The 26,179-nt window shown below is 64.3% G+C and carries 25 protein-coding genes; 17 read left to right on the forward strand and 8 right to left on the reverse strand.

Translation table 11 applies throughout. The annotated features are described in order from the left end of the window. The first annotated feature begins 255 nt into the window (after nt 1-255). Entirely contained in the window at nt 256-3,081 is a 2,826-nt protein-coding gene (locus AT984_RS03050) for an ATP-binding protein (protein WP_197418229.1), read from the forward strand. On the opposite strand, the gene AT984_RS03055 is transcribed toward AT984_RS03050, so the two are convergent. Further along, complete coding sequence (locus AT984_RS03055) at nt 3,071-3,946, reverse strand: IclR family transcriptional regulator domain-containing protein (protein WP_082679745.1); 876 nt, start codon at nt 3,944-3,946, stop codon at nt 3,071-3,073. The genes AT984_RS03050 and AT984_RS03055 overlap by 11 nt on opposite strands. 63 nt (nt 3,947-4,009) lie before the next feature. Between AT984_RS03055 and AT984_RS03060 the strand changes: the two genes are divergently transcribed. The 13 genes from AT984_RS03060 to AT984_RS03120 all read left to right on the forward strand — a co-directional run bounded on the left by AT984_RS03060 (nt 4,010) and on the right by AT984_RS03120 (nt 17,789). Further along, nucleotides 4,010-4,822: a TIGR00266 family protein gene (locus AT984_RS03060; protein ID WP_058718850.1), complete on the forward strand. Its 813-nt coding sequence runs from the start codon at nt 4,010-4,012 to the stop codon at nt 4,820-4,822. Between the two features lie 114 nt (nt 4,823-4,936). After that, complete coding sequence (locus AT984_RS03065) at nt 4,937-5,953, forward strand: YVTN family beta-propeller repeat protein (protein ID WP_058718851.1); 1,017 nt, start codon at nt 4,937-4,939, stop codon at nt 5,951-5,953. A gap of 59 nt (nt 5,954-6,012) precedes the next feature. After that, nucleotides 6,013-6,807 (forward strand): polysaccharide deacetylase family protein, encoded by a 795-nt coding sequence (locus AT984_RS03070; RefSeq protein WP_082679746.1) that lies wholly within the window; start codon nt 6,013-6,015, stop codon nt 6,805-6,807. A gap of 5 nt (nt 6,808-6,812) precedes the next feature. After that, entirely contained in the window at nt 6,813-7,775 is a 963-nt protein-coding gene (locus AT984_RS03075; protein ID WP_197418230.1) for a sterol desaturase family protein, read from the forward strand. A gap of 37 nt (nt 7,776-7,812) precedes the next feature. Then, nucleotides 7,813-8,694 (forward strand): EI24 domain-containing protein, encoded by an 882-nt coding sequence (locus tag AT984_RS03080; protein WP_082680289.1) that lies wholly within the window; start codon nt 7,813-7,815, stop codon nt 8,692-8,694. Continuing rightward, nucleotides 8,691-9,488 carry a competence/damage-inducible protein A gene (locus AT984_RS03085; RefSeq protein ID WP_058718854.1) on the forward strand — a complete coding sequence of 266 codons (798 nt, stop codon included), beginning with the start codon at nt 8,691-8,693 and terminating at the stop codon, nt 9,486-9,488. Before AT984_RS03080 ends, AT984_RS03085 begins: the two co-directional genes overlap by 4 nt. Nucleotides 9,489-9,715: 227 nt before the next feature. After that, a complete protein-coding gene (gene glnA / locus AT984_RS03090; RefSeq protein WP_058718855.1) occupies nt 9,716-11,131 on the forward strand; it encodes a type I glutamate--ammonia ligase in 1,416 nt (471 codons plus the stop codon). A gap of 106 nt (nt 11,132-11,237) precedes the next feature. Next, a complete protein-coding gene (locus AT984_RS03095; protein ID WP_058718856.1) occupies nt 11,238-11,756 on the forward strand; it encodes a hypothetical protein in 519 nt (172 codons plus the stop codon). 28 nt (nt 11,757-11,784) lie between these two features. Then, on the forward strand, nt 11,785-12,864 hold the full coding sequence (gene glnL / locus AT984_RS03100) for a nitrogen regulation protein NR(II) (protein WP_058718857.1): 1,080 nt from the start codon (nt 11,785-11,787) through the stop codon (nt 12,862-12,864). Nucleotides 12,865-12,905: 41 nt separating this feature from the next. Further along, a complete protein-coding gene (gene ntrC / locus AT984_RS03105) occupies nt 12,906-14,426 on the forward strand; it encodes a nitrogen regulation protein NR(I) (RefSeq protein WP_058718858.1) in 1,521 nt (506 codons plus the stop codon). Nucleotides 14,427-14,471: 45 nt separating this feature from the next. Then, nucleotides 14,472-14,786 (forward strand): DUF2628 domain-containing protein, encoded by a 315-nt coding sequence (locus tag AT984_RS03110; protein WP_058718859.1) that lies wholly within the window; start codon nt 14,472-14,474, stop codon nt 14,784-14,786. Next, nucleotides 14,783-16,444, forward strand: a complete 1,662-nt coding sequence (locus AT984_RS03115) for a hypothetical protein (RefSeq protein ID WP_058718860.1) — start codon at nt 14,783-14,785, stop codon at nt 16,442-16,444. The genes AT984_RS03110 and AT984_RS03115 overlap by 4 nt, the downstream gene beginning before the upstream one ends. 58 nt (nt 16,445-16,502) lie before the next feature. Then, on the forward strand, nt 16,503-17,789 hold the full coding sequence (locus tag AT984_RS03120) for a solute carrier family 23 protein (protein ID WP_058718861.1): 1,287 nt from the start codon (nt 16,503-16,505) through the stop codon (nt 17,787-17,789). Here the strand turns inward: AT984_RS03120 and AT984_RS03125 are convergent. Beyond that, entirely contained in the window at nt 17,756-18,745 is a 990-nt protein-coding gene (locus AT984_RS03125) for an MBL fold metallo-hydrolase (RefSeq protein WP_058718862.1), read from the reverse strand. The genes AT984_RS03120 and AT984_RS03125 overlap by 34 nt on opposite strands. Before the next feature lie 53 nt (nt 18,746-18,798). Between AT984_RS03125 and def the strand changes: the two genes are divergently transcribed. Together def and AT984_RS03135 are read left to right on the forward strand one after the other, a co-directional pair. Next, nucleotides 18,799-19,335 (forward strand): peptide deformylase, encoded by a 537-nt coding sequence (gene def, locus AT984_RS03130; protein WP_058718863.1) that lies wholly within the window; start codon nt 18,799-18,801, stop codon nt 19,333-19,335. 87 nt (nt 19,336-19,422) lie between these two features. Continuing rightward, nucleotides 19,423-21,399: a DUF6600 domain-containing protein gene (locus AT984_RS03135; RefSeq protein ID WP_156421868.1), complete on the forward strand. Its 1,977-nt coding sequence runs from the start codon at nt 19,423-19,425 to the stop codon at nt 21,397-21,399. A gap of 42 nt (nt 21,400-21,441) precedes the next feature. Here the strand turns inward: AT984_RS03135 and AT984_RS03140 are convergent, their stop codons facing one another. After that, a complete protein-coding gene (locus AT984_RS03140; RefSeq protein WP_442952161.1) occupies nt 21,442-22,113 on the reverse strand; it encodes an arylesterase in 672 nt (223 codons plus the stop codon). A 105-nt stretch (nt 22,114-22,218) separates the two neighbouring features. Between AT984_RS03140 and AT984_RS03145 the strand changes: the two genes are divergently transcribed. After that, nucleotides 22,219-22,902 (forward strand): ABC transporter ATP-binding protein, encoded by a 684-nt coding sequence (locus AT984_RS03145; RefSeq protein ID WP_058718866.1) that lies wholly within the window; start codon nt 22,219-22,221, stop codon nt 22,900-22,902. A gap of 28 nt (nt 22,903-22,930) precedes the next feature. Here the strand turns inward: AT984_RS03145 and AT984_RS03150 are convergent, their stop codons facing one another. The 5 genes from AT984_RS03150 to msrB all read right to left on the reverse strand — a co-directional run bounded on the left by AT984_RS03150 (nt 22,931) and on the right by msrB (nt 25,937). Continuing rightward, nucleotides 22,931-23,518: a DUF2062 domain-containing protein gene (locus AT984_RS03150; RefSeq protein ID WP_058718867.1), complete on the reverse strand. Its 588-nt coding sequence runs from the start codon at nt 23,516-23,518 to the stop codon at nt 22,931-22,933. A 124-nt stretch (nt 23,519-23,642) separates the two neighbouring features. Further along, nucleotides 23,643-24,449 (reverse strand): peptidylprolyl isomerase, encoded by an 807-nt coding sequence (locus tag AT984_RS03155; RefSeq protein ID WP_058722054.1) that lies wholly within the window; start codon nt 24,447-24,449, stop codon nt 23,643-23,645. An 89-nt stretch (nt 24,450-24,538) separates the two neighbouring features. After that, nucleotides 24,539-24,826 (reverse strand): BolA family protein, encoded by a 288-nt coding sequence (locus AT984_RS03160; RefSeq protein ID WP_058718868.1) that lies wholly within the window; start codon nt 24,824-24,826, stop codon nt 24,539-24,541. Then, the gene (locus AT984_RS03165; RefSeq protein ID WP_058718869.1) at nt 24,823-25,500 is read right to left on the reverse strand and encodes a septation protein A; all 678 of its coding nucleotides are present in this window, start codon (nt 25,498-25,500) and stop codon (nt 24,823-24,825) included. Before AT984_RS03165 ends, AT984_RS03160 begins: the two co-directional genes overlap by 4 nt. Continuing rightward, nucleotides 25,497-25,937: a peptide-methionine (R)-S-oxide reductase MsrB gene (msrB, locus tag AT984_RS03170; protein WP_058718870.1), complete on the reverse strand. Its 441-nt coding sequence runs from the start codon at nt 25,935-25,937 to the stop codon at nt 25,497-25,499. Before msrB ends, AT984_RS03165 begins: the two co-directional genes overlap by 4 nt. Nucleotides 25,938-26,179: the final 242 nt, after the last annotated feature.

The raw sequence follows: 26,179 nt of genomic DNA on the forward strand, positions 1-26,179 counted from the left end.
GGCCGCATTGGCCCTTGCCCCTGCTTCGATGCAATTCAAAGAGTGCCCATTGGGCACTCTTTTTTTTTGCCGCCAATTTGATGCGCTTGATGCGCGAAATGCTTTGCCCGGGGCTGGTCAGCCAGCAAGCCGAACGGCGCCGCTGGCGCTTGAGGTGACGCTTTGTTCACATAAACCGCAATTGAGGGAGGCCAAGCCCACCGCAAGCCAGTGCGCGCCGATATGATCAAAGTGAAACTGTCAATTTTCACACTCATGAATCTACTGGCCACCAGCGAGGAACTCGCCGTGCTGCAGCAGCGGGCCTCATTGGCTGGCGAGGTGGGTGTGACTGCGAGCGTGAGCCTGGCCTGGCATCTGCGCCAGCGCGATGGTGAGGCCGCCCTGGCCCAAGCCGACATGGCTGAGCTTGCCCTGCTGGCAGACGAGACCTTACCGGCCGTGCTGCGCCAGTGCTTGGGCGCACGCCTGCTGCTCCTGCGTGCGGAACTTCGTTGGCTGGCGGCCGATCTGCAGGGCGCGAGTCTGGCGCTGCGCGAAGCCGATGCGCGTTTTCTTGCTGTGGGCGATGACATCGGCCGCGGCGATTGCAGCTGGCTGGATGCCGCGGTCTTGGACGATCTAGGCCAAGGCCAGGCGGCCATGAGCGCGCTGGATGAAGCCCAGGCCGCCTACCAAGCGGGCGGCGACGGCCTGCGCGTGGGCCAGGTGCAAGCGCGGCAGATTCGCGCACTGGCTTTCAGTGATTTGGCCGCTGCGGCCGAGGCCTTGCGCCGGCAATTCCCGGCCGCTAGCGAGCAGGCGCTGCCGCCCGAGTTGGGCTTGTTCGTGGCGGTGGCCCGCGGCCTCGTTGAGGCGATGACCAACGATCTGGGCAGTGCCATCCAACATTTCATGCAGGCGCACACCTTGGCGCAGGGCTTCGGTCAGGCGCGCCTCGCCTCCATCATGGCCAATAACGTGGCTGATACCTTTGTCCGGCTGGGTGATTTTGAGCATGGGCTGGAGTGGCATGAGCGGGCCTTGCAACTGGCCCGTCGCCACGCCTGGCCGGCGAGCCTGGGCACCGCTTTGAGCAAGCTGGGTGATGTCTTGCGCTTGCTCGGGCGTTTTGATGAGGCGCGTAGCTTCTTGCTGGAAAGTGAAGCTCAGCTGGCTTGCTTGAGTGGCTCCCGGCCCTTCAGCACCGTGCTCAATGTCCTGGGCTTGCTGGCGCTGGACTGTGGCGAGCCGGCCGAGGCGCTGCCGCGCTTTCAGGCCTTGGAAGTTCATGCACAGGCCAGCATGGCCGCGGACATGCTGGAATTCGCATGGCGGGGGCAAGCCGCCAGCTATCTGGGCCTGGGGCTGATCGAGGAGGCGCAAGCCTGTGCCAACAAAGCCCTGCAGCAAGCGTGCGCGCAAGGGGATAGCGTTGGGCAGATCAGGGCTTTGTCTTTGTTGGCGCAGGCCTCGGATGGGCCGGCTGCGTTGGCGTTTTTGCAGCAGGCCCAGCGCTTAGGCCAGGGCATTCAGGGTTATGCCACGCCGGCCGACTTGCATCGCCAGCTGGCCAAGGCCCATGCGGCCTGCGGTGACTATGAGGCCGCCTACGCCAGCGCCCTGGCGGCGCAAGAGGCGCACACCAAGACCCATACCGCGGCGCTGGAGCGACGCAGCCTGGCCTTGCAGATCCAGCATCAGCTTGACAGCGCGCGGGCCGAGGCGGCTCATCATCGCCAAGCGGCGGCGGCGCTGCAGGCCTCGATCGGTGTGCTGGAAAGCCTGGGCGCCATCGGGCGTGAGATCACCGCCAGCCTGGACACGCAGGCGGTGCTGGCTGCCCTGCGCCAGCATGTCAACGAATTGCTTGATGCGGCCTGCTTCGTGATCTATCTGATGGACGAGCCCAGTGCTGAGTTGGCGATGGCTGTTGGCGTTGAGAATGGGCAGGCGCTGGAGCCCGACCGACTGGCCTTGAACGACCCCGAGCGCGTCGTTGCCCGCTGTGCGCGCGAGCGCGCCGAGATCGTGTTGAATCTGGCGCCCGATGGTCTCGATGAGGTGCCGGAAGTCTGGCCCGGCACTTTGGAGACCTGGAGCTTGCTCTACGGCCCCTTGCTCGCGGGTGAGCGCCTGATCGGAGTGATGACGATTCAGTCGCCGCAGCGCGATGCCTACGGTGAACGAGAGCTGGCCATCTTCCGCGCGCTTTGCGCCTACGGCGCCATCGCGCTGGACAATGCCGCCGCTTACGCCCAGGCCGCCAGCGCCCAGCGGCGCGCCGACCTGGCGCTGAATCGCTTGAAGCAAACGCAGGACGAGCTGATTCACCATGAGAAGCTGGCTTCGCTGGGCGCCCTGGTGGCCGGCATTGCGCATGAGCTCAACACGCCCATCGGCAATAGCTTGCTGGTGGCCAGCACCTTGCGTGACAGCAGCCTGCATCTGCTGCGCCAGCTCGAAGCGGGTGCCTTGCGGCGCTCGGAGTTGACGCAGTACGCCCATTCCCTGGGTGACTCTGCCGGCTTGCTCTCCCGCAATATCGAAAAGGCTGCGGAGCTGGTGAGCAGCTTCAAGCAATTGGCCGTGGACCAAACCTCGGACCAGCGCCGCCAATTCGATCTCGCCAAGGTATGCGCCGAAGTGGCGCTGACCCTGCGTCAGCGGGTCAATTTGGCCGGCCACCGCATGGAGATCGACGTGCCCGCCGGCTTGCAGATGGACAGCTATCCCGGCCCGCTGGGTCAGGTGATTAGCAATCTGATCATCAACAGCCTGGTGCACGGCCTGCGGGAGCGCCTTGACGGGGTGATTCGCCTCAGCGCCGTGCCGGCCGAAACCGATGCCGGCCTCGCCCTGGTGTGCCTGCGCTTTTCGGACGACGGGGTGGGCATCCCGGCCCAGCATCTGGAGCGGGTCTTTGACCCCTTTTTCACCACGCGCCTGGGGCAGGGCGGCAGTGGCCTGGGCCTGCATATTTGCTACAACATCGTGCGCTCGATGCTGGGCGGCAATATCGCGGTGAGCAGCCCGCCGGGTGGCGGCGCGGCGTTTGAAATCGTCATGCCCTGCGTGGCACCGCAGCGGCTCAGCGTTTGAGTTCGAGCAAGCGCGAGATCTGCCGCGCCGCGTCCAGCAGCTTGGGCAAGCAGGTGTCGAGCAGCGCCTCCGGCGGGCGCCGGTTCACCTGGGCGCCGATATTGAGCGCCGCCAGCACCTGGCCGTTGCGATCAACGATGGGCGCGGCCAGCGAGACCAGGCCTTCCTCCAGCTCCTGATTCAGCAAGCACCAACCCTGTTCGCGCACCTGATGGATGCGCAGGCGCAAATCGGCCTCGTTGGTGACCGTGCGCACGGTGTGGCGGGCCAGGGGCTGCTGGCGCAGGCGTTCCAGGTATTGCTCCAGCGCGGCGGGCTCCAGCCCTGCCAGCAAGACCCGGCCCATCGAGGTGCACCAGGCCGGCAAGCGGCTGCCCAGGCCCAGGTTGATGCTCATGATTTTGCGTGCCGGCACACGCAGCACGTAGACGATGTCATTGCCTTCCAGCACCGCGGCGGAAACGCTTTCGCCCAGCTCGCTGGCCAGGCTTTGCATCACCGGTTCGGCGAAATGCCAGAGCGGCTGGGTCGACAAATAGGCGAAGCCGAGGTCGAGGATCTTGGGCGTGAGCGCGAACAGCCGGCCATCGCAACTCACGTAGCCAAGCGTTTCCAGCGTTAGCAAAATGCGCCGGGCGCCGGCCCGGGTCAGCTCGCAACGCTTGGCCACCTCGGTGAGCGTTTGGCGCGGTGCCTCGGCATTGAAAGCGCGAATCACGGAGAGGCCGCGCGCGAAGGACTGCACATAGCTGTCGCCCGGTTTGAGCGAGGCGGCTGGCGCGGGGCTGGGAGATGGGCCGGGAGAGGGTGCTGGTGTGAGCGCGGGTACGGGCGCTGGCGCTGGCACGGGCGAATGTCCTGTCATGGACCCAGTATAGGTAGCCCTCGTTAAGATGGCGCCGCGCTTTTCAGAACAGGAGTTAGAAGCATGGCCATGGATGTCGTTGATTTTGAAATCAAGGGTGCCGAGATGCAGTTCGTCGAGGTCGAGCTCGACCCCGGCGAGGCCGCCATCGGCGAGGCCGGCAGCATGATGTATATGGACTCGGCGATCAGCATGGACACCGTGTTTGGTGACGGTGCGGCGGCCCAGGGCGGCTTCTTCGGCAAGCTGCTGAGCGCGGGCAAACGCCTGGTGACGGGCGAATCGCTGTTCACCACCATCTACACCAATCAGGGCCACGGCAAGGCCAAGGTGGCCTTCGCTGCACCTTACCCCGGCAAGATTTTGCCAATGGACCTGCGCCAACTCGGCGGCACGCTGATCTGCCAGAAAGACGCCTTCTTGTGCGCCGCACGTGGCGTGTCGCTGGGCATTGCCTTGCAGCAAAAGCTGGGGGTGGGCTTCTTCGGCGGCGAGGGCTTCATCATGCAAAAGCTCGACGGCGACGGACTGGCCTTTGTGCACGCCGGCGGCACCGTGGTGCGGCGCAGCCTGCAGCCGGGTGAAACCGTGCTGGTGGACACCGGCTGCGTGGTGGCCTACACGCCCAATGTCAATTTCGAGATCCAGTACGTGGGCAAGATCAAGACGGCGCTGTTCGGTGGCGAGGGCTTGTTCCTGGCCAAGATGACCGGCCCCGGCGAGATCTGGCTGCAAAGCCTGCCCTTCTCGCGCCTGGCGTCGCGTATTTTTGCTGCCGCACCGCAGCGCGGCGGCAGCCGTGAGGAAGGTTCGTTGCTCGGCGGCGTGGCCGCCGGCGGCCTGCTCGGCGGTTTGCTGGGCGGCGACGAAGACTGAGCCGCAGGGCGCACCGGCCCTTGACCCTCGGCAAGGTGTGTCGCCGACGGGGCAACTACACTGGCGGGCCTTGCTACACGGGTAGCAGCGCCCATTTTTGCCAGAGGTTGATCGATGTCTTTTTTGTTCCGGCCGCGTGTTCTTGCCAGCTTGGCCCTGAGTTTCCTGACCGCGACCAGCGCCCTGGCTGCCCCGCCGGCGGGGCCCGTCAGCAAACCCATCTTTGTGCTGAATTCGCTGGACGCCGACATCAGCGTGATTGACCCGGTCAGCTTCACCCAGATCAAACGCATTCCCACCGGCAAAGAGCCGCATCACCTCTACCTCACGCCGGATGAAAAATCCCTGGTGGTGGCCAATGCCCTGGGTGATTCGCTGACCTTCATCGACCCGGCCACGGCCGAGGTGCAGCGCGTGGTCAACGGCATTGCCGACCCCTACCACCTGCGCTTCTCGCCGGACATGAAGTGGTTTGTCACCGCCGCCAACCGCCTGGACCATGTCAATCTGTACCGCTGGGTGCCTGCCGACACGGCCAAGCCCTTCCAACTGGTCAAGCGCATTCCCGCGCCCAAGACGCCCAGCCATTTGTTCATCGACAGCAAGAGCACCGTGCTCTACGTCAGCCTGCAAGACAGCGATGAGTTGCTGGCGGTTGACCTGGCCACCCAGGCGCCGCGCTGGAAGACCAAGGTCGGCCCCATGCCGGCGGACATCTTCCTGAGCCCTGACGACAAACACATCCTGGTAGCGCTGACCGGCGCCAAGGAAGTGGAGGTCTACGACGTCAGCGGCAGCGCGCCCAAATTGGTCAAGCGCATCTCCACCGGCAATGGCGCCCACTCCTTCCGCGCTTGGGGTGACAAGCGTCATGTGCTGGTCAGCAACCGCGCCGGCAACACCATCAGCAAGATCGATCTGCAGAGCTTTGCGGTGGTCGATCAGTTCCCCGGCCCGAATGGCCCGGACGATATGGAAGTGCTGGGCGACGGCAAGACTCTGCTGGTGACCTCGCGCTGGGCCGGCAAGCTGACCAAGATCGACACCGTCAGCAAGAAGGTGATCCAGCAGGTCAAGGTCGGCAAATCGCCGCATGGCGTGTGGACGCTGGATCACATGCCGCGCCAGTGATGCTTGCTTCCCTGTGTGAGTCTTTGTCAGGGCGCTTCGCCAGGCCCACAGCCCTTGCCATGGCTCTGACGCTGGTCGGCACGACCTTGCAGGCCGCCCCGTCCTGCGACAAGCCGGTCTACCTGACCTTTGATACCGGCCATATGGGCGTGGCCCCGCTGATCGCGGACACGCTCAAACGCTTCGATGCCAAGGCCACCTTTTTCCTTGCCAATGAGCCCACCCAAACCGGCGGCCAGACCCTGGACGCGCAGTGGGCGCCGTGGTGGAAGAACCTGGCCACACAAGGCCATGACTTTGGCCCCCACACCTGGGATCACGACACCTGGCTAGAAGACTTGCCCGACGGCCGCTTCAAGATGCGCCGCGCCGCCGGGGTGCAAAAGCCGCAGATCGTTGAGCTCACTGCGCAGCAGTATTGCGAAAGCCTGGACAAGGTGGCCCAGCGCTTCACCGAGATGACCGGCAAGAAAATGGGCCCGCTGTTCCGCGCCCCCGCCGGCAAGAGTTCGCCCGCGCTGCTGGCCGCCACCAAGGCCTGCGGCTACACCCATGTGGGCTGGAGCGCGGCGGGCTTTCTGGGCGATGAGTTGTCCAGCCAAAGCCACCCCAATGCCCAGTTGCTGGAGCGCGCCCTGCGTGACATCAAGCCTGGCGATATCTTGATGGCGCATCTGGGCATCTGGTCGCGCCAAGACCCCTGGGCGCCTGCCGTGCTTGAGCCTTTGATGCAAGGGCTCAAGGACAAGGGCATGTGCTTCGCGCCCCTGCGTGAACACCCGCGTTACGCGCCCTTGTTTGCCAGCCTGGAAGCCAAGCGTAGCGAGGGCAAGGCCGTCGCCAGCAAACCCTGACGATGATGGAATTCTTGACTGATCTTTTTGCCCAGGGCCAGCTCTGGCTGTTTGAAACCGTGGTGCAGCCGCTGGTGTTCAATCTGGGCGGCGGCAATCTGCTGGAAGACGCTTTTGCTGCGACCGGCTGGTTGCTGGTGGGCTTGCTGCAAATTGCGGTGATGCTGACCGCCATTCGCGGCCTGGAGCGCTGGCGCCCGGTGGAGGCGCAGACCGACCGCGCCGCCAAGCGGGTGGATGTGATCTACACCTTGATTCATCGCTTGGGCCTGTTCCGTTTGGCGATGTTCTTCAGCATCGATCCGATGTGGGACTATCTGGCTGGCCAGATGCGCATGGTGGGTGTGCCGAGCTTCCAGCTCGACGCGCTGTGGCCCGGCGTCACCGACCAACCCTTGCTGAGTTTTTGCCTCTATCTGCTGGTGTTTGACTGCGTCAATTACTGGCTGCACCGTGCCCAACATCAGTGGAATTGGTGGTGGGCGCTGCACAGCCTGCACCACAGCCAGCGCGAGATGAGCATGTGGACCGATAACCGCAACCATCTTCTGGACGATGTGATCCGCGATGCCGCTTTTGTGCTGCTGGCCCGCCTGATTGGGGTGGAGCCGGGTCAGTTCATCGCCTTGGTGGCCTTCTCGCAGTTGATGGAAAACCTGCAGCACGCCAATGTGCGCTTGTGGTTCGGGCCGGTGCTGGAGCGTGTGGTGGTCAGCCCGCGTTTTCATCGCCGCCATCACTCCATCGGCATCGGCCATGAGTCGGGCGGCCGCGGCACGCTGGGCGGGCACAATTTCAGCGTGCTGTTCGCGTTTTGGGATGTGATCTTCCGCACTGGCGACTTCAAACTGCAATGGGATGCCACCGGCGTGCGCGACCAATTGCCGGAAGAGGGCGGGCGGGACTACGGGCGCGGATTCTGGGCCCAGCAATGGTTGGGTTTGCGGCGCCTGTTTGGCGCCAGTTGAACGGCTGAATGAGAGAAGTCAAGCAATGGTCAAGTCCATGAGTCAGCTTGCCGACGCCTTCTGGCGTGCGGCGGCCTATTGCCTGCATCCGCGGGTGATCGCCATGTCGTTTTTGCCGCTGCTGCTGTCGGCTACGCTGGCCCTCGGCTTGGGCTATTTTTTCTGGGCAGACGCGGTGACCGGCATGCGCAGCACGCTGGAGTCCTGGCAGCTGATCAACTCCTTGCTGGGTTGGCTCGACAGTGTCGGCGCCAGCGGTCTGCGCAGCGCGTTGGCGCCCTTGCTGGTCTTGGCTTTTGCCTTGCCGGTGATTGTGGTGCTGAGCCTGCTGCTGGTGGCGTTGATGATGACGCCCACCTTGATCAAGCTGGTGGCCGAGCGGCGTTTCCCCATGCTGGAGAAAAAACAGGGCGGCACCTTCTGGAAGTCGCTGGCTTGGTCGCTGGTGCATTCGGTGCTGGCGCTGTTCGCCTTGCTGGTGAGTCTGCCCTTCTGGCTGATTCCGCCCTTGGCCCTGATCGTGCCGCCGTTGATCTTCGGCTGGCTCAGCTACAAGGTGTTTGCTTTTGATGCCCTGGCCGAGCATGCCTCGGCGCAGGAATGCCGGCAGCTGATGCGCGCCCACAAGGTGCCGATGATGACCCTGGGCTTGGTGACCGGTTTCTTGGGCGCAGCACCCGCCGCCATCTGGGCTTTTGGCGTGATGGCGGTGGCGCTGGCGCCGCTGCTGGTGCTGGTGTCGATCTGGCTCTACACCCTGGTGTTTGCCTTCTCCACCCTGTGGTTCATCCACTATGCGCTCAATGCCTTGCAGGAGCTGCGCATGTCACGGGGGCAGGGCGTACAGGGTGGGCAGGGCGGGCCGGTGATTGAGGCGGAGCAGCTGTCCGTGATTCAAGCGCAGGAGCAAACCCCATGAAAGTTGGCCTGATCATCATTGGCGACGAGATCTTGTCGGGCAAGCGCCAAGACAAGCATATGAGCACTTTCATCCAACTGTTGGCCGCTCGCGGCATGCAGCTGGATTGGGCCAAATACCTGGCCGACGACCCGGCGCAGATCACCGAGCATTTGCGCCAAGCCTTTGCCAGCGGCGATCTCGTCATCAGCTGCGGCGGTATCGGCGCCACGCCGGACGATCACACCCGCCAATCGGCCGCCGCTGCCCTGGGGGCCGAGCTGGTCTTACATCCCGAGGCCAAGGAACTGATCTGGCAGCGCATCACGCAAATGGCGCAAGAGCAGGGTCAGGCAAGCCCTGACCCTGAAGCGGGCGACACGCTGCGCCGCCTGCAGATGGGCGTGTTCCCAGCCGGTGCCGAAATCATCCCCAACCCCTTCAACAAGATTCCCGGCTTCTCGGTCGGCACGGTCTACTTCGTGCCCGGCTTCCCGGTGATGGCGCATCCGATGATGGCCTGGGTGCTGGATGAGCGGCATGCCGATCTGCACCGCACGGTGGGGCTGCAAGAGCGCTCGCTGATCGTGCAGGGCGCCATGGAAGCTTCGCTAACGCCGCTGATGGAAGCGGTGGAAGCGCAGTTCGCTGGCATCAAGGTTTTCAGCCTGCCCAGCGTCGATCATCCGCAATGGGGCCGCCATATCGAGCTGGGCGTGAAGGGTGCGCCCGAGCAGATGGAGGCCGCCTACGCCGCACTGAAAACAGGCGTGCTCGATTTTGGTGCCATCATCAGCACTGAAATGGTGCGATGAGCCAAATCGATTGGCACCAAAACAGGGCTGCCGTGGGAGTTTGTTTTTGCCAAAGCGCTAGCAAGCCCCGGCAATCCCCGCATAATTCCGCTGGGCGCCCGGTCGCAAGGCCATGCACCGTGCTGGCACGCAAACTGCTTAATACACAGCACGGCGCATGTTGACCGACGTGCCTGTCGAACAATTTCTTTGAGTCCCACCCAAGATTTACCCGCTAGGAGCTATTGATGGCCAAGACCGTCGCCGACGTGATGAAGATGGTGAAGGAAAACGAAGTCAAGTTTGTTGACTTCCGCTTCACCGATACCCGTGGCAAGGAGCAGCATGTGTCTGTGCCCGTGTCGCATTTCGACGAAGACAAATTCGTCTCTGGCCACGCGTTTGACGGCTCATCGATTGCCGGTTGGAAGGGCATTGAAGCCTCCGACATGCTGTTGATGCCCGATCCCAACACGGCCAATATCGACCCCTTCTTCGAAGAGCCGACGCTGATCATGAGCTGCGACGTGGTCGAGCCCAGCGATGGCAAGGCTTACGAGCGTGACCCACGTTCGCTGGCCAAGCGCGCCGAAGCCTATCTGAAGGCCTCTGGCCTGGGCGACACCGCCTTCTTCGGTCCTGAGCCCGAATTCTTCGTGTTCGACTCGATCCGCTGGAACGTCGACATGTCCGGCTGCTTCGTCAAGATCGACTCCGAAGAAGCTGCCTGGAACACCGGCAAGGAATACGACCACGGCAACTCCGGCTATCGCCCGAGCGTCAAGGGTGGTTACTTCCCCGTGCCTCCGGTTGATTCGGGCCAAGACATGCGCTCGGAAATGAGCCTGATCCTGGAACAACTGGGCATCCCGGTTGAAGTGCATCACCACGAAGTGGCGAATGCCGGCCAAATGGAAATCGGCACCCGTTTCAGCTCGCTGGTTGAGCGCGCTGACTGGACACAGCTGCAAAAGTACGTGATCCAGAACGTGGCCCACGCCTACGGCAAGACTGCCACTTTCATGCCCAAGCCCATCGTTGGTGACAACGGTTCCGGCATGCACGTGCACCAGTCGGTCTGGAAGGACGGCAAGAACCTGTTCGCCGGCGACGGCTACGGTGGCCTGAGCGAGTTCGCCCTGTACTACATTGGCGGCATCATCAAGCACGCTCGTGCACTGAACGCCATCACCAATCCCGGTACGAACTCGTACAAGCGTCTGGTGCCTGGCTACGAAGCCCCGGTCAAGCTGGCTTACTCGGCCCGCAACCGCTCGGCATCGATCCGTATCCCCTTCGTGGCCAACCCCAAGGGTCGCCGCATCGAGGCACGCTTCCCCGATCCACTGATGAACCCCTACCTGGGCTTCTCGGCCCTGCTGATGGCTGGTTTGGACGGCGTGGAAAACAAGATCCATCCGGGCGAAGCCGCCACCAAGGATCTGTACCACTTGCCGCCGGAAGAAGACGCGCTGGTGCCTACCGTTTGCCACAGCCTGGAACAAGCGCTGGAGTATCTGGACAAGGACCGTGCCTTCCTGACCAAGGGTGGCGTGTTCACCGACAGCTACATCGACGCCTACATCGAACTGAAGATGCAAGAAGTCACGCGCATGCGCATGACCACGCATCCGGTCGAGTTCGACATGTACTACACGCTGTAAACCGCGTGCGGCTCGCCTGAGCTGAACAAGGGGGCAACTTCGGTTGCCCTTTTTTGTGCCTGTCTTTGTCGCATTGCCGCCAAGTAACTTGGTCCACAATCGCGCCATGCTGATTCGATCCGCTTTGCAGAATTGTCTGGCCACCGTCTTGGTGGCTGCTGCCGCCCATGTGCAGGCTCAGTCGGGTGCACCGGTTTACCGCTGCCCCGGCCCACCCGTGCTTTACACCGACGCGCTTTCGGCCAAGGAGGCGGCGGCGCAGGGTTGCCGCACCATCGAAGGCACGCCCATCACGGTGATGCAGACGAGCAAGCCCCGGCCCGCCAGCAGCGGCAGCGCTGCGGCGCCGAGTGCCGCCAGTGCCGGTTCTGAAGCGCAGCGCGTCGAGCCCGGCCAGCAGCGCAGCCGCGACGGCGAACGCCGCCGCGTGCTGGAGACCGAGTTGCGCGAAGCCGAAGAACGCTTGGCCGCTGCCCAGCGCGAATTGGCCAGCAACTCCGAGCGGCGCGGTGACGAGCGCAATTACCAGCGCTACCTGGATCGCATGCTTGAGCTCAAGGCCAATGTCAGCCGGCAAGAGAGTGATGTTCAGGCCCTGAAACGAGAGATCAGCAAGCTGCCCTGAGTTTGACCTTTGGGCCGGCCACCTCCCCATGACCCACAGCCCTAATTTCGAAGCTTTTGACACCCTGGCCACCATGGTGGCGGTGGTGCAGCCCGACGGCGAATGCTTGTTCGCCAATGCCGCGTTTGAGAACGCCATGCGCTTATCGCGCCGTGCGGTACAGCGCAGCCAGTTGTACGACTGGTTTGTTGACGCCAGCCGCCTGCGCGATGCCGTGCAGGGCTTGGCCCGTAACAGCTACTCCAGCAGCCGCTTTGACGCCGTGCTGCGCCGCGGCACGCGGCCCAGTGGCCCTGGCTTCACGGTGGAAGATCTGCCGGTCCATGTGATCGTGTCGCAAACCGAGTTTGACGATTTGATCCTGGTCGAGCTGATCGAGAACGCCCAGCAAAACCGCCAAGAGCGCGAAGAGCGCAGCTTCGACCAGGTGCAAGCCACCAAGGAGCTGACCCGCAATTTGGCGCATGAGATCAAGAACCCGCTGGGCGGCATCCGCGGCGCAGCGCAGCTGCTGGCCATGGACTTGCAGCCCGAGTTGCAGGAGTACACCCAAGTCATCATCCACGAGGTGGATCGTCTGCAGTCCCTGGTGGACCGCTTGCTCGCGCCGCACCGCCATGCGCAGGTGGTGGGTGATGTGAATATCCATGAGGTCTGCGAGCGGGTGCGCTCGCTGATCCTGGTCGAGTACCCGCGCGGCCTCAAGGTACAACGCGATTACGACACCTCGCTGCCCGACTTCCGCGGGGACCGCGAGCAGCTGATTCAAGCGGTGCTCAATATCGTGCAGAACGCGGCGCAAGCCTTGCAAGCGCGCATTCAAGCGGGGGACGCCTGCATCTTTTTGCGCACCCGGGTGGCTCGTCAGGTCACCATCGGCAAGCAGCGTTGGCGCTTGGCATTGGAATTGCATGTGGAGGACAACGGCCCTGGCATACCGGCCGAGATTCGGGATCGCATCTTCTTCCCCCTGGTGTCGGGGCGCGAAGGCGGCTCCGGCCTCGGCCTCACGCTGGCGCAGACCATTGCCCAACAACACCAGGGCATGTTGGACTGCGAAAGCGAGGCGGGCCGGACCGATTTTCGAATGACATTGCCATTGCCTTGATCCAACCCGATCTGCTTTGATCCGCACAGGGAACACACCGCATGAAATCCATCTGGGTTGTTGACGACGACCACTCCATCCGCTTCGTGCTTGAGAAGGCGCTGAGCCGCGAGGGCCTGCCGGTGCGCACCTTCAGCAATGCCCGCGACTTGCTGGCCGCCCTGGAGCAAGACAGCCCGCAAGTGCTGGTGTCCGACATCCGCATGCCTGGCGGCTCAGGCCTCGACCTGCTGGCCAAGGTCAAGGCCAAGCTGCCGCTGCTGCCGGTCATCATCATGACCGCCTACTCCGATCTGGACAGCGCCGTGTCCGCTTTCCAGGGCGGCGCGTTTGAATACCTGCCCAAGCCCTTTGACCTGCCGCGTGCGGTGGAGCTGATCCGCCGCGCGCAAGAAGAAAGCCAGCGCGAAGCCGTGGCCGAAGAGGCCGCCGCCCAGTTGCCCGAAATGCTAGGCCAGGCGCCGGCGATGCAGGACGTGTTCCGCGCCATCGGCCGGCTTAGCCAGAGCAATGTCACGGTGATGATCACCGGCGAGTCCGGCTCCGGCAAAGAGCTGGTGGCGCGTGCCCTGCACAAACACAGCCCGCGCGCGGATGGGCCTTTCGTGGCCATCAACACCGCGGCGATTCCCAAGGATTTGCTGGAGTCCGAGCTGTTCGGTCATGAGCGCGGTGCCTTTACCGGCGCGCAGGCCAGCCGGCGCGGCCGCTTCGAGCAGGCCGATGGTGGCACCTTGTTCCTGGATGAAATCGGCGATATGCCGCTGGACCTGCAAACCCGCTTGTTGCGCGTCTTGTCTGACGGCCAGTTCTACCGCGTCGGCGGCCACAGCCCCATGCGAGCCAATGTGCGCGTCATCGCCGCTACCCACCAGAACCTGGAAGAACGGGTGCGCCAAGGCGTGTTCCGTGAAGACTTGTTCCACCGCCTCAACGTCATCCGCCTGCGCCTGCCCGCCTTGCGTGAGCGCAGCGAAGACGTACCCGTGCTGGCGCGCTTCTTCCTGCAGCGCAGCGCCACCGAGCTGGGCGTGGAGCCCAAGCGCCTGAGCGAAGCCGCGCTGGCGCGCCTGAGCGAGTTCAGCTACCCCGGCAATGTGCGCCAGCTGGAAAACATCTGCCATTGGTTGAGCGTGATGGCGCCCAGCCAGATGATTGAAGCCAAGGACCTGCCGCCCGAGTTGCTGGCCGGCGATGGCCTGCAGCCGCGAGCCGCCGGCTCGATGGGTCCTAACGCCGAGTCTGAAGGCCTGGCCGCTGCTGGCGCTGGCGCCACTGCCTTGGCGGGACCAGGCCCCGGCTTGGTGCCTGGCGCCAATCTCTTGCCCAGCTTCGGTGCCGGGCCCGATGCCTGGGTGGCCGAAATGGCGCGCGAGGCTCGCCGCCTGCTCAGCGCGGGTGAACCGGACGTTTGGGACTTGCTGACGCGCCGCTTCGAGGCTAGCCTCATCCTCACGGCGCTTGATGTGACGCGCGGCCGCCGCATCGAGGCCGCACAAAAGTTGGGCATCGGCCGCAACACCATCACCCGCAAGATTCAAGAGTTGGACCTGGACGTGTAAGCGCCCGCGCGGCAGGGCCGCGCCATTGAGGCAGGGGAGGGCGGATTGAGCAAGTTGAGTCTGTACCGACATCCCAGCGGCCGCACCGCGCTGCATGAGAGTGGCTATTCCTGGGTGGCCGCCTTCATGCTGCCGCTGTGGCTGCTGCTTCATGGCTTCAAGGCCTGGGTCGTGCTGCTCGCCGTCTTGCTGCCCACGGCGACGGTGCTGTTGGCCCAGTCGATCTGGCCCGTTGAGGTGGCGGGTCTGCTCTGGTTGCTGCAAGCGCTGTTGATCGGCGCGCTGACCAGCCGCTGCTATCGCTGGTATCTGGATCGCCATGACTGGGTCAAGGTGGCGCAGGAGGAGGGTGGGTCATGATTTTTTCGGCCTGCTCACCCTTGCCGGCCTCTGAGCGGATGCTGGATACATCCTTGATGGAACTGGCGATTGGCGGCCTCTTCTTCGCGCTGCTCACTGCGGTGTTGATGGCGCCCTTGATGCGCCGCCGCTACCGCCAGAAAGTCAGCCGCCTGATGGGGCTGAATCAGCTTGGCGTGGCGCGGGCCGATGTGCCCGCTCAAGCAGCATCTCCGCCCGAGCCTGAGCCAGCCCCCGCGCCGCGCAGCGGGGCGCTGGATGCCGCAGGTCTGGCGGCGCTGGCCATGCAGCGCGAGCGCCGCATTCAGCGGGCCTCGCTGGCCGCCTGGGCCGCTTGGGTGGCTTTGCCTGGGCTTTTTCTCTTGTTCGGGCGCGGCGGGTCGCCGCTGTCGGATGCGCTGGGCTTCAGTGCCTTGGCGGCCTTAGTGGGCCTGGGCGCAGTGCAAGTCAATTGGCCTGCCGGCCGGCGCTGGCGGCTGCCGGGCTTGGGGCTGAGCAGCTGTGCTTTGGCGGCCTTGGTGTGCTGGGCAGCTTGGCCCGCCAATGCGGCCGAGGCACAAGAGACTTCGAGCAGTGAGGCGCTGTTGGTCGGCCTGCTCGTCGGGGCCATGTATTTTGTGAGCCTGCATCGCAGCCTGCGGGGTCAGGTCTTGCCGCTCTTCATCATTGTGCTCAGTGGCCTGTGCGTCGCGGGCGCAGCGCTCGTTCTGCTGCAGTCGCAGCTGGGCTCATGCTGGGCCGATTTGGCCAGCCCGCAGGCGGGCACTGGGCAGCAGTTGCTGGGGGCTTTGTCTAACAGCCTGTTGATGCTGTTGGGGACTTGGGCGGGCTTTGCGGCTTTGGCTTTGGTGGTGCGCGTGCTGGAGCGGGGATGGCTCAGCGAGGTCTCGCTGATCAGCCTCTACACCCTGGTGGTCTGGGCGGCTATCCTGAGCGCCGCTTATGCCACCGAATTCAGCCCCAGCCCAGGCAGTGGCTCCGCCTTGCTGCTGGTTTGGCTGGGCGGCACCATCGCCAGCTATGCCCTGGCCCTGGGGCCCGAGCCCGACGCCGGCCACGGGCCGCAGCTTTTGATGCTGCGGGTGTTTTCTTCAGACAGCCGCCGGCATGATTTGCTGGACTTGTTGCAGGGACGCTGGCGTTTTGTGGGGGCGGTGCATCAGATCGGCGGGCCGGACATGGTGGCCATGAATGTCGACCCCTACGAGCTGATGAAGTTCCTGGCCAACCGTTTGCACGAGCTCTTTCTGCCGACCGGCATCAGCCGTGCGGATCTGCAGGCCCGCTTGCTCACCCAGCCCGACAAAGAAGGCCGTTATCGCATCAACGAGGTGTTCTGCTTCAACACCGCCTGGCAGGCCACCGTGGTGCAGCTGATGCAGTGCAGCGCTGCCATCGTGCTCGATCTGCGCGGCATGACCAAGCATCGTGCCGGCACCGGCTTTGAGATCAAACAGCTGGCCCAGCTTGGCTTGTTGCACCGCGTGGTGGCAGTGGGCGGCCGGGACACCGACTGGCTGCATGTTGACCTCTTGCTGCGTGAAGCAGGCCAGCAGCCAGCCGCCCTGCAGCGACTGAGCGAAGACGAGGGCAGCTTGGCGGCGGACTTGTTCGCGCGACTGCTATCTGTGGCGGCGGGCGCGGATCGCGGCGACTAGCGCCTCAAGGGCTCGCACTTCACTACACTGCCAGCCATCTAATTGAAGGAATCACCCGATGAGCTACTTCCCGAAATGGCGTGAGGTCGCGCCCAGCGACGCGCGTGCCGTGGCCCCCGATGAGCGTCTGCCCTGGGGCCAGACCCTGGCCATGGGCGTGCAGCATGTGATCGCCATGTTTGGCGCCACCGTGCTGGCGCCGCTGCTGATGGGCTTCGACCCCAATGTGGCGGTGCTGATGAGCGGCATTGGCACGCTGATCTTCTTTGTGCTGGTGGGCGGCCGGGTGCCAAGCTATCTGGGATCAAGCTTTGCCTTCATCGGCGTGGTGATAGCCGCCAGCGGCTACGGCGGCAGCGGGCCTAACGCCAATATTGCTGTGGCACTGGGCGGCATCATTGCCTGCGGGGCGTTGTACTTTCTGGTTGGCGCCTTGGTGAGTTGGCTGGGCACCAGCTGGATCGACCGGCTGATGCCGCCGGTGGTGACTGGCGCAGTGGTCGCCGTGATCGGCCTCAACCTGGCCGCCATCCCGATCAAGAATATGGCGCCCACCGGCTTTGATGCCTGGATGCAAGGTGCCACCTTCGTGAGCGTGGCCCTGGTGGCGGTGTACAGCCGCGGCATGGCGCAGCGCTTGCTGATTCTGCTGGGCCTGCTTCTGGCCAGCGTGATTTACGCGGTCTTGACCAATGGCATGGGGCTGGGCAAGCCGATTGATTTCAGCGCGGTGGCGCAAGCGGCCTGGCTGGGCGTGCCGCACTTTGCCGCACCGGTCTTCGACCCCAAGGCCATCCTCTTGATCGCGCCGGTGGTGGTGATTCTGGTGGCCGAGAACCTCGGCCATATCAAGGCCGTGAGTGCGATGACGGGCCAAAACCTTGACCGTTATATGGGCCGCGCCTTCATGGGCGATGGCCTGGCGACCATGGTCAGCGGCGCGGCCGGCGGCACGGGTGTGACCACTTATGCCGAGAACATCGGCGTGATGGCCGCCACCCGCATCTACTCCACGGTGATCTTTGTTGTGGCGGCTTTGCTGGGCATTTTGATGGGCTTCTCGCCCAAGTTCGGCGCGCTGATCCAGGCCATTCCGCTGGCGGTGATGGGCGGCGTGAGCATTGTGGTGTTCGGCCTGATCACGGTGGCTGGCGCCAAAATCTGGGTCGACAACGGCGTTGATTTTGCCGAGCCTCGCAATCTGATGGTGGTGGCCATCACCCTGGTGCTTGGCACCGGCGACTACACGCTTAAATTCGGCGGCATGACGCTGGGCGGCATCGGCACCGCCACCTTTGGCGCGATTCTGCTTTACGCCTTGCTGTCCTTGCGCAAGCCGGCTTGAGCTTCCCGGTCGAGCCACACGCCCAGGCCCTGGGCGTTGAGCTCGATGTCCATGTGCAGCAGCTCCAGCTGTTGCGCCACTGACAAGCCGCTGCCGTGCGCGGCCAAGTGGTGCAAATAGATCTCGGCCAGGCCGGCCTTGAGCTTTTCATGCCGGTCGGCTGAGGGCGGGGTGGCCAGGGCCAGGTCTTCCATCTCATCGATTTGGCGCAGGAGCAGGGCACTCAGCCGCGCCAGATCACCATCTTGGCCGACGCGGCTGTAATGGGTCAGGCAGATCTGCCGGGGCGCGTAGCTCAGCATGCGCAGAATCGATTGGCGCAGAGGCTCGGGTTCGAACTGCACCGGAGTGCTGCTGGGCATGATCCAGGCGCCGTTGAGTGCACAGTCGAACTCGCGGTAGCTCAGCCCGAAGGTGTCGCCGCTGAACCAGCTGTGGCTGCGCGCGTCCCACAGGCAGTGGTGGTGGCGGGCATGGCCGGGGGTGTCGATCAGCATAAGTGGGCGGCCGCCCAAATCGATGCGCATCTCGTCGCTGCTGGCCAGGGTGCGCGCCTCCTCCACCGGCAGCAGCTGGCCGTAGGAGCGCTGCATTTCTTCCTCGCCGTACACCGCCAGCGCGCCTTCCCACAGCGCGCGCGGGTCGATCAGATGGCGCTGCCCGCGCGGGTGAACCAGCAGCCGCGCATTGGGGCAGGCTTGCATCAGCAGACCCGCGCCACCGGCGTGGTCCAGGTGCACATGGGTGGGAATGACCCAATCCACTGCGTCGGCGCCCAGGCCCAAGGCCTTGAGTGCCGCCAGCAGGCGTGGCACGGCATGGTTGGTGCCGGTGTCGATGAAGGCGGCGCGGCCGTTCTCCACCATCAAGTACGCCGCGTCGAAACGTGGGCGCTGAAAGCCGGTGTCGATGGCGTAAATGCCCTGGCCCAAATCTTCTACAAAGTCCGGTGTCATGCCGTCTGCCTCCTAGAATCGTTCGAACAACGATAACCCAAGGATGAGCGCTGATGGCCGTGCATGAGATTTTGAAAATGGGCGACCCGCGCTTGCTGCGGGTGGCCCAACCCGTGACCGAGTTCGGCACGCCGGCCCTGCTGAGCCTGATCGAGGACATGTTTGACACCATGCGCGCGGCCAATGGCGCCGGCCTGGCGGCGCCGCAGATCGGCATTGATCTGCAGCTGGTGATCTTTGGCTACCAAAGCAATGTGCGCTACCCGGACGCGCCGCCGGTGCCACCCACGGTGCTGATCAACCCAGTCATCACGCCCTTGACCGAGGACCTGGAAGAGGGCTGGGAAGGTTGCTTGTCGGTGCCGGGCCTGCGCGGTGTGGTGCCGCGCTTTGCCCGCCTGCACTACCGCGGCTTTGATGCGCAGGGCCAGGCTTTCGAGCGCGAGGCCGATGGTTTTCACGCCCGGGTGGTGCAGCATGAATGCGACCATTTGCAGGGCATGCTTTACCCGATGCGCATCAAGGACTTCAGCCGCTTTGGCTACACCTCGGTGCTCTTCCCCGAGTTGGACCCAAATGCCGATGATTGATGAATGAGAAGAGAAGTGAAAAGCTTTGTAACTCGCGTCGTCTTTTAGCGGGGCTGGCGCGTTGAGCCTGCACTACAGGAGCAACGCATGACTGCCGCCGCTAAGTTTTCAGTTTGGGTCAAACGGCGTTTGGGCGCCGGCTTGTGTGTGCTGTTGGCATTCACCGGTCTTGCCGGTTTCGCCGGGTCGGCTCAGTCAGCCTCGGCCGACCCGCCCACCCGCGCCGGCCGCGTGGCCGAGGTCATTGGTGAGGCCTGGATTTTCGATGCTGAGGCCCGAACCTGGGCGCGCGTCACCCGCAACCAAACCATTGCCGAAGGCGACCGCCTGCGCACCGATGAGCGTGCGCGGCTGAGCCTGCGCGTCGGCTCCAGCAGCTTGTGGCTGGACGAGCGCAGCGATCTCGAGATCACCCACTTGGATGAAGGCCGCGTGCTCCTGCTGCTGGCCAAGGGCGATCTGGGCCTGCGCCTGCGCTCGCAAGAGGCGGTGAGTGAATACAAGGTGCAGACCCGCGAGGGCCTGTTCTTTGCCGAACGTGAGGGCCTCTACCGCCTGGCTCAGATGGACCGCGGCAGCCGTGCCGACGCCATGCAGGGCCGCTTGCGCTTTGAGTCCGAGCGCGGTGGCAATGTGCCGCCGGTGTGCCTGGACAGTGGCGAGCAGATCGAGGTCTGGTGGGCCAATGGCCCCAGGGTCGAGCGCCAGCGCTTGCAGGCCGATAGCTTCAGCGACTGGCTGCTGGCCCAGGGCCGCGCCGAAGGCGATTCCGTTGCGGCCATCAGCCAGCGCTATGTCTCGCCCGAGATGACCGGCGTGGAAGACCTGGATCGCCACGGCCGCTGGGAACAAGCGCCCGATTACGGCAATGTCTGGATTCCCTCCGCCGTCGCCACGGATTGGGCGCCTTACCGCTACGGCCGCTGGGTTTGGACCCGCCACTGGGGTTGGAGCTGGGTGGACGATGCACCTTGGGGCTTTGCGCCCTTCCACTACGGCCGCTGGGTTTACTGGGGCAATCGCTGGTGCTGGTCGCCGGGCCGCTATGTGGTGCGCCCGGTGTATGCGCCGGCCTTGGTGGCTTGGGTGGGCGGGCCGGTGGTGAGCGTGGGCGTGACGGTAGGTGGCGGCCGGCCGCCGCCACCGCGCTACGGCTGGTACCCACTGGCGCCCCGTGAGATTTATGTGCCTTCTTATCGCCACGGCCCGGCCTATGGTGAGCGCTTGAACCATGAGCGCGATCCTGTCACGGTGCAGCGTCCGCGCAGCAACCGCGATGTGGTGGGCGCCATCAGCTATCTGCCCAGCCAGGGCGGCGCCGTGCGACCCATGCCGGTGAGCGAGGCGGCCCCGGTGCGGCCCTTGCCGGTGGCGCCTGGGCGCCAGGATCTGCCGGTGGTGCAGCCCCAGCGCCCGGTGGCGCAGCAGCCGGGTGAGAACCTGCCTTGGCGCAGCGACAACGTGGGTCGCCGCGAGCGTGAACGTGAGCTTGCGCGTGACCGCGAGCCAGGCCTTCCCCTTCCGAACCGCGGCAGCAATGCGGTGCCGGTCAACCCGGCTGCAGTGCCGGTGAATCCGCCTGCGGTTGCTGCGGGGGAACTACCTTGGCGCGGCAGCCGTGATCAGGCGCGGGAGCCGGTGCGTGAGTCTTCACGTGAGCCCGTTCGAGAGCCTGTGCGTGAGCACAGCCCGGAGCCCGGCTTCAATCGGCCCGGCTGGGGCGCCCAGCAGGCACCGGCTCAGCTGCCGCAACGCGCCCCGGAGCGCAGCCAGGAACGCGCGCCTGAGCGGGTGCAGGAGCGTATGCCGGACCGAGTGCCAGAGCGTCAGCCAGAGCGGACGCCGGAGCGCCCACGCGAATGGGCGCCCGAGCGGCAAATTGAGCGCCAACCCGAACGCCAACCCGAACGCCAACCCGAGCGAACTCGCGCCGCCGAGTTGCCGCAGCGCCCGCAAATGGCCCCGCAAGCCCCTGCCCCCGCCCGAGTTGAAAACAGCGGCGTCCCGCGCCGGGCTGAACGTGGTGACGGTGAACCACGCCGTGGCGAGGCTGACAAGCGCTGACTACTCAGCGCTGAGAACGAGCGCTAGGCGTTGCGCTGAGGCTCAGCGCAGCAGCGGCCTGAGCTTGGCCCACACCTTGTCCAGCATGACGGGGTGGGCCTTGGCCAAGGGGTGGATGCGGTCGGGCTGAAACCATTCCATGGCATCCGGCCGGTCGGCAACGCCTTCGAGCAAGAACGGCAGCAGGGCGGTGCGCTGCTCTTTGGCCACCTCCACATACATGGCCGCGAAATCGCGCCCGTAGCTGGCGCCGTAATTGGGCGGCACCTGCATGCCCAGCAGCAAGACCTTGGCCTTGGCGTGCGTGGCCGCACGAACCATGGCCGAGAGGTTTTCACTGCTGCTCATCAGCGGCAGGCCGCGCAAGGCGTCGTTGCCGCCCAATTCGATGATGACGATGGCGGGCTTGTGTTCCTCCAGCAGGGCCGGCAGGCGCGCCCGGCCGCCGGAGGTGGTGTCGCCGCTGATGCTGGCGTTTTGCACCTCAAAGGGCAGCTTCTGCGCTTTGATGCGCTGCGCCAGCAGGGCTACCCAGCCCTCGCCGCGAGCCAGGCCGTATTCGGCCGAGAGGCTGTCGCCCAGCACCAAAATCTTCGGCAGGGCTTTGGCTGCGGGGCTGGCAGTGGGGCCAGCTGCCGGTGCGGCTGATGTCGCCTGCGCAAGACCTGGCACCAGCAAAGCTGCGCCCCACAGGCTACAGTGGAGGGCAGCCAAGCTCAAGGCGCGTCGGCTAAAAGCCGGGCGGCTTAAGGCCTGACGGCGTAAGGCTGGGCTCTTGCTGCTGCTATCGCTACTACTCATTTTTCTAGGTCACCTTCCATGTCCGAAACCGCATCGATCGCCGTGCTTGAAGTGAAAGATGTCTGCAAGCGCGTGCAAGACGCCTCTGGCGAGTTGACCATTCTGCGCGACATTTCATTTCAGCTGCAGGCCCGCGAATCGGTGGCCATCGTCGGTGCCTCGGGTTCGGGCAAGAGCACCTTGCTGGCGATTCTGGCGGGGCTGGACACCCCCAGCAGCGGCAGCGTGCATTTGCGCGGCCATGATTTGTTTGCACTCAATGAGGATCAGCGCGCCGCGGTGCGCGGGGCGGAGCTGGGCTTTGTGTTCCAGAGCTTTCAGCTGCTGCCCAATCTGAACGCGCTGGAGAACGTCATGCTGCCGCTGGAGTTGCGCGGCGAGCGCGAGGCGCGTGCGCTGGCCACACAGATGCTGGGTCGGGTGGGTTTGGGTGAGCGGCTGGCGCACTATCCCCGCGTGCTCTCGGGCGGCGAGCAGCAGCGTGTGGCCTTGGCGCGCGCCTTTGTGATGCGGCCGGCCTTGCTGCTGGCCGATGAGCCCACCGGCAGCCTGGACTTCGCCACCGGCGCGGCCGTGATGGACTTGATGTTCGAGCTCAACCGTGAAGCCGGTACGACCTTGGTGCTGGTCACGCACGATACGCAGATCGCCCAGGCTTGCGACCGGCAACTGCGCATCGAGGCCGGGCGTTTGAAGCTCTGAGTTTGAAGCTCTGAATTTGCGGGCTTGATCAGCCGCGCGCGTTGGCACCCGCCTTGGCCTTGGCCTTGGCGCGGCTGCGCAGCCGGCGCCAGCGTTCACCGCGAATCACCGCCCACCAGGCGAAGTACACCAGCAGATACAGCAAGCTGCCCAGCAGTAGACCGGCCAGCGGCAGGCCGATCAGCAGCGGCGTGCCCAGGGCCTGAATCCACAGCCAGGCCGAGGCCAGCCAGGTGCCGGGCTGCGTCCATTCCAAAGCCAGCATTTCGGGTGTGGCGATAGGGCCGGTGTGGCCCGATACCAATCGACCCAGAAAAATCGCCAGGCTCCAGATCGGCACCAGGGTGAAGGGGTTGGTGATCCAGGTGGCCACCACGGCGGCGGCCACATTGCCGCGGCAAATCACCGCAGCGGCGGCGGCCACGGCCATTTGGGTGGGTAATGGAATGACCCCAACCGCCAGGCCCAGGCCGGCGCCTAGGGCAACGCGGCGGCGGTGCGCCACCCACAGCCAGGGGCGCGGCCCGAGGTAATGGCCCAGCCAGCGCAGGCCCGGCGTTTTGGCCAGGACGTCGGGATGGGGCAGGATGCGGCGCGCGAATCGGGTGGCAGGCAAGTGTGAAAACCCAGGGAGCAGATACGAACAACCCGCGCGGCCTTTTCGGCGGCGCGGGTTGCATTTTGAGGCCGGCGGGACTAATCCCGTGCGAGCCTTAGATCAAGCGTCAGCTCGGTTCAGCTTAACGCGAGAACTTGTAGTCGGTCTTGGTCTTGTCGCGCAGCTCTTGCTGGAAGGCGGCAACTTTTTGCTGCTGCAGGCGCTGAACGATCTGGGCCTTGACGTCGTCGAAGGCGGGGAACTGCGCTTCACGCAGGTCTTCCAGCTTGATGATGTGATAGCCGAACTGCGACTTCACCGGCTCTTGGGTCATCTCACCCTTCTTCAGGGCCGACAGGGCTTTGGTGAACTCAGCCACATAGCTATTGCCATTGGCCCAGTCCAGGTCGCCGCCGTTGACAGCGGAGCCGGGATCCTTGGAGTTAGCCTTGGCCAGATCTTCAAACTTGGCGCCGCCGTTGATCTGCTTGATCAGGGCGATGGCTTCGTCTTCCTTTTCCACCAGGATGTGGCGGGCACGGAATTCTTGACCGCTGTTTTGGGCCTTGAACTTGTCGTACTCAGCCTTGGCATCGGCATCCGACACCGGGTTCTTCTTGGCGTAGTCGGCGAACAGTTCGCGGATCATGATGCTTTGCTTGGCCATTTCCAGCTGCGCCTGGTAGTCGGCGGAAGCGGGGATGCCGCGCTTGGCAGCTTCTTGCATGAAGATTTCACGCAGTACGACTTCGTCCTTGACCTGAGCTTCGAGCTCGGGCGTGCGTTGCTGCTGGCCGCTCTTGGTGACTTGGCTGATCAGGGCTTCAGCGCGGGCCTTGGGCACCGGCTTGCCGTTGACGATGGCGAGATTTTGCGCGCTGGCCGACAGGGGCAGCAGCGCAGCAGACATCATGGCCACAACGGAGGCGGCGAGCACAAACTTCTTCATCATGGGCAATTGGCTTTGGGTGAAAAAACTGCGCCGGTTGGCGCAGAAGATAAGTCCAGCAGTGTACTGAGCGCAGATGACAAACTAACTCAGGGTTTATTGGGTTCATCCGGCGTGCGGGCGTCGATCACCAAGGCATGAATGCCTTTTTGCATCAGTTCACCGAGGGAATGATATACGAGCCGATGGCGCGCCACTCGGTTAAGACCTGTAAAGCGGGTGCTCACCACGGTCACGCTGTAATGGCCGCCTTCGCGGGCGCCGGCGTGTCCGGCGTGGTGGTGGCTATCGTCTTGCACGCTCAGGCTCAGCGGGCTCAGGGCCTGCTGCAGACGGGCTTCGATGTCGGTGACGGCGGCTTTTGGGTTTGGGCTCATGGTTTGGATTCCGGCTGGCCGGCGTGTTTGTCGCTGGGCTCATCCTTGGCTTCCTCAGCCGCTTCAGGCAGGTGGCGGGCCAGATAAAGCCCCTGGCCCAGGGTGAACAGCAAAATCATGCCGGTCACGCCAAACACCTTGAAGTCAGCCCAGGCCGAGGTGGAGAAGTGATAAGCCACGTAGAGATTAAGAATACCCAGGCCCGAGAAGAACAGTACCCAGGCGCGGTTGAGGTTTTTCCACACGCCGGCCGGCAGTTCCAGCTCAGCGCCCAGCATGGACTTCAGCAGGTTTTTGCCGAGCAGGGCGTTCGACACCCAGAACACCAGGGCCATCACCCAGTACAGGCCGGTGGGCTTCCACTTGATGAAGGTTTCGTTATGGAACCAAATGGTGGCGCCGCCCAGTGTGACCACCAGGGCCAGGCTGACCCACAGCATGGTGTCGATCTTTTTGCCGCGCAGCTTGGTGATGAGGGCTTGCGTCAGGGTGGCCGCCATCACCACCAGGGTGGCCAGCAGCACCGGGCCTTCTTCCAGCCCGACCTTGCCGCCCGAGACCATGAAGCCCAAATGCTCGGTGGCAAAAGCGGCGGCCCAGTCTTTGTGTGAGTCTGCGTACTTGAAGGTGACGAAGAACAGGATCAGCGGCAGAAAGTCGAGCAGAAGCTTCATGGGGTCGCCGAATTCGGCGCGTGTGGGGGCGAAGGCGTGAAGTCTAGCGCGGCAGAGTTAATGCAAAAGCGCTCGCCGGTCGGCAGCGGGCCGTCGGGGAAAACATGGCCCAGGTGCGAGCCGCAGTTATTGCAGCGCACCTCGATGCGCACCATGCCATGCGCATGGTCCACCACCCGCTCGATCAGCTCGGCATTGACGGGTGCGAAATAGCTGGGCCAGCCGCAGCCGGCGTCGAACTTGGTCTCGGCCGCGAACAAGGGCGTGCCGCAGCCGACGCAGTTGTAATGCCCGGCTGCGAAATGATCCCAATACTTGCCGGTGAAGGCCCGCTCGGTGGCCGCATGGCGGGCAACCTCGTATTGCATCTCGTCCAACTCGGCGCGCCACTGGGCGTCGGTTTTCTGCACGGGGTAGGTCTTGTCGTCTTGCTTCATGTTTGCACTTCCTGTCGCTGCTGCGTGTTGCGGCTGCTTGTTGCTGCTACCTGTGACAGCTTTGCCCCGAGCCAAGCGGGCGGGTCAAACGCTGGCGCCCAAGGGCGTGCGGCGTGTTTGTCGGGGCAGTGTAGTCAGCGCGTCTTTTCCTTGATAAGCACAAGGGCGTCTTGCGCCGGTGAATACCCCTAGAGGGCTTGCCCTCGCGGTGTAACGCGGGTGACTATCCAAGCTGGCAAGCG

It is taken from the genome of Paucibacter sp. KCTC 42545, from assembly GCF_001477625.1.
Taxonomy (GTDB): domain Bacteria; phylum Pseudomonadota; class Gammaproteobacteria; order Burkholderiales; family Burkholderiaceae_C; genus Paucibacter_A.

Coding starts and splice junctions, on each gene's coding strand:
- AT984_RS03050 (WP_197418229.1), top strand. CDS start 256: ATGAATCTACTGGCCACCAGCGAGGAACTCGCCGTGCTGCAGCAGCGG.
- AT984_RS03055 (WP_082679745.1), bottom strand. CDS start 3,946: ATGACAGGACATTCGCCCGTGCCAGCGCCAGCGCCCGTACCCGCGCTC.
- AT984_RS03060 (WP_058718850.1), top strand. CDS start 4,010: ATGGCCATGGATGTCGTTGATTTTGAAATCAAGGGTGCCGAGATGCAG.
- AT984_RS03065 (WP_058718851.1), top strand. CDS start 4,937: ATGTCTTTTTTGTTCCGGCCGCGTGTTCTTGCCAGCTTGGCCCTGAGT.
- AT984_RS03070 (WP_082679746.1), top strand. CDS start 6,013: ATGGCTCTGACGCTGGTCGGCACGACCTTGCAGGCCGCCCCGTCCTGC.
- AT984_RS03075 (WP_197418230.1), top strand. CDS start 6,813: ATGGAATTCTTGACTGATCTTTTTGCCCAGGGCCAGCTCTGGCTGTTT.
- AT984_RS03080 (WP_082680289.1), top strand. CDS start 7,813: ATGAGTCAGCTTGCCGACGCCTTCTGGCGTGCGGCGGCCTATTGCCTG.
- AT984_RS03085 (WP_058718854.1), top strand. CDS start 8,691: ATGAAAGTTGGCCTGATCATCATTGGCGACGAGATCTTGTCGGGCAAG.
- glnA (WP_058718855.1), top strand. CDS start 9,716: ATGGCCAAGACCGTCGCCGACGTGATGAAGATGGTGAAGGAAAACGAA.
- AT984_RS03095 (WP_058718856.1), top strand. CDS start 11,238: ATGCTGATTCGATCCGCTTTGCAGAATTGTCTGGCCACCGTCTTGGTG.
- glnL (WP_058718857.1), top strand. CDS start 11,785: ATGACCCACAGCCCTAATTTCGAAGCTTTTGACACCCTGGCCACCATG.
- ntrC (WP_058718858.1), top strand. CDS start 12,906: ATGAAATCCATCTGGGTTGTTGACGACGACCACTCCATCCGCTTCGTG.
- AT984_RS03115 (WP_058718860.1), top strand. CDS start 14,783: ATGATTTTTTCGGCCTGCTCACCCTTGCCGGCCTCTGAGCGGATGCTG.
- AT984_RS03120 (WP_058718861.1), top strand. CDS start 16,503: ATGAGCTACTTCCCGAAATGGCGTGAGGTCGCGCCCAGCGACGCGCGT.
- AT984_RS03125 (WP_058718862.1), bottom strand. CDS start 18,745: ATGACACCGGACTTTGTAGAAGATTTGGGCCAGGGCATTTACGCCATC.
- def (WP_058718863.1), top strand. CDS start 18,799: ATGGCCGTGCATGAGATTTTGAAAATGGGCGACCCGCGCTTGCTGCGG.
- AT984_RS03135 (WP_156421868.1), top strand. CDS start 19,423: ATGACTGCCGCCGCTAAGTTTTCAGTTTGGGTCAAACGGCGTTTGGGC.
- AT984_RS03145 (WP_058718866.1), top strand. CDS start 22,219: ATGTCCGAAACCGCATCGATCGCCGTGCTTGAAGTGAAAGATGTCTGC.
- AT984_RS03155 (WP_058722054.1), bottom strand. CDS start 24,449: ATGAAGAAGTTTGTGCTCGCCGCCTCCGTTGTGGCCATGATGTCTGCT.
- AT984_RS03160 (WP_058718868.1), bottom strand. CDS start 24,826: ATGAGCCCAAACCCAAAAGCCGCCGTCACCGACATCGAAGCCCGTCTG.
- AT984_RS03165 (WP_058718869.1), bottom strand. CDS start 25,500: ATGAAGCTTCTGCTCGACTTTCTGCCGCTGATCCTGTTCTTCGTCACC.
- msrB (WP_058718870.1), bottom strand. CDS start 25,937: ATGAAGCAAGACGACAAGACCTACCCCGTGCAGAAAACCGACGCCCAG.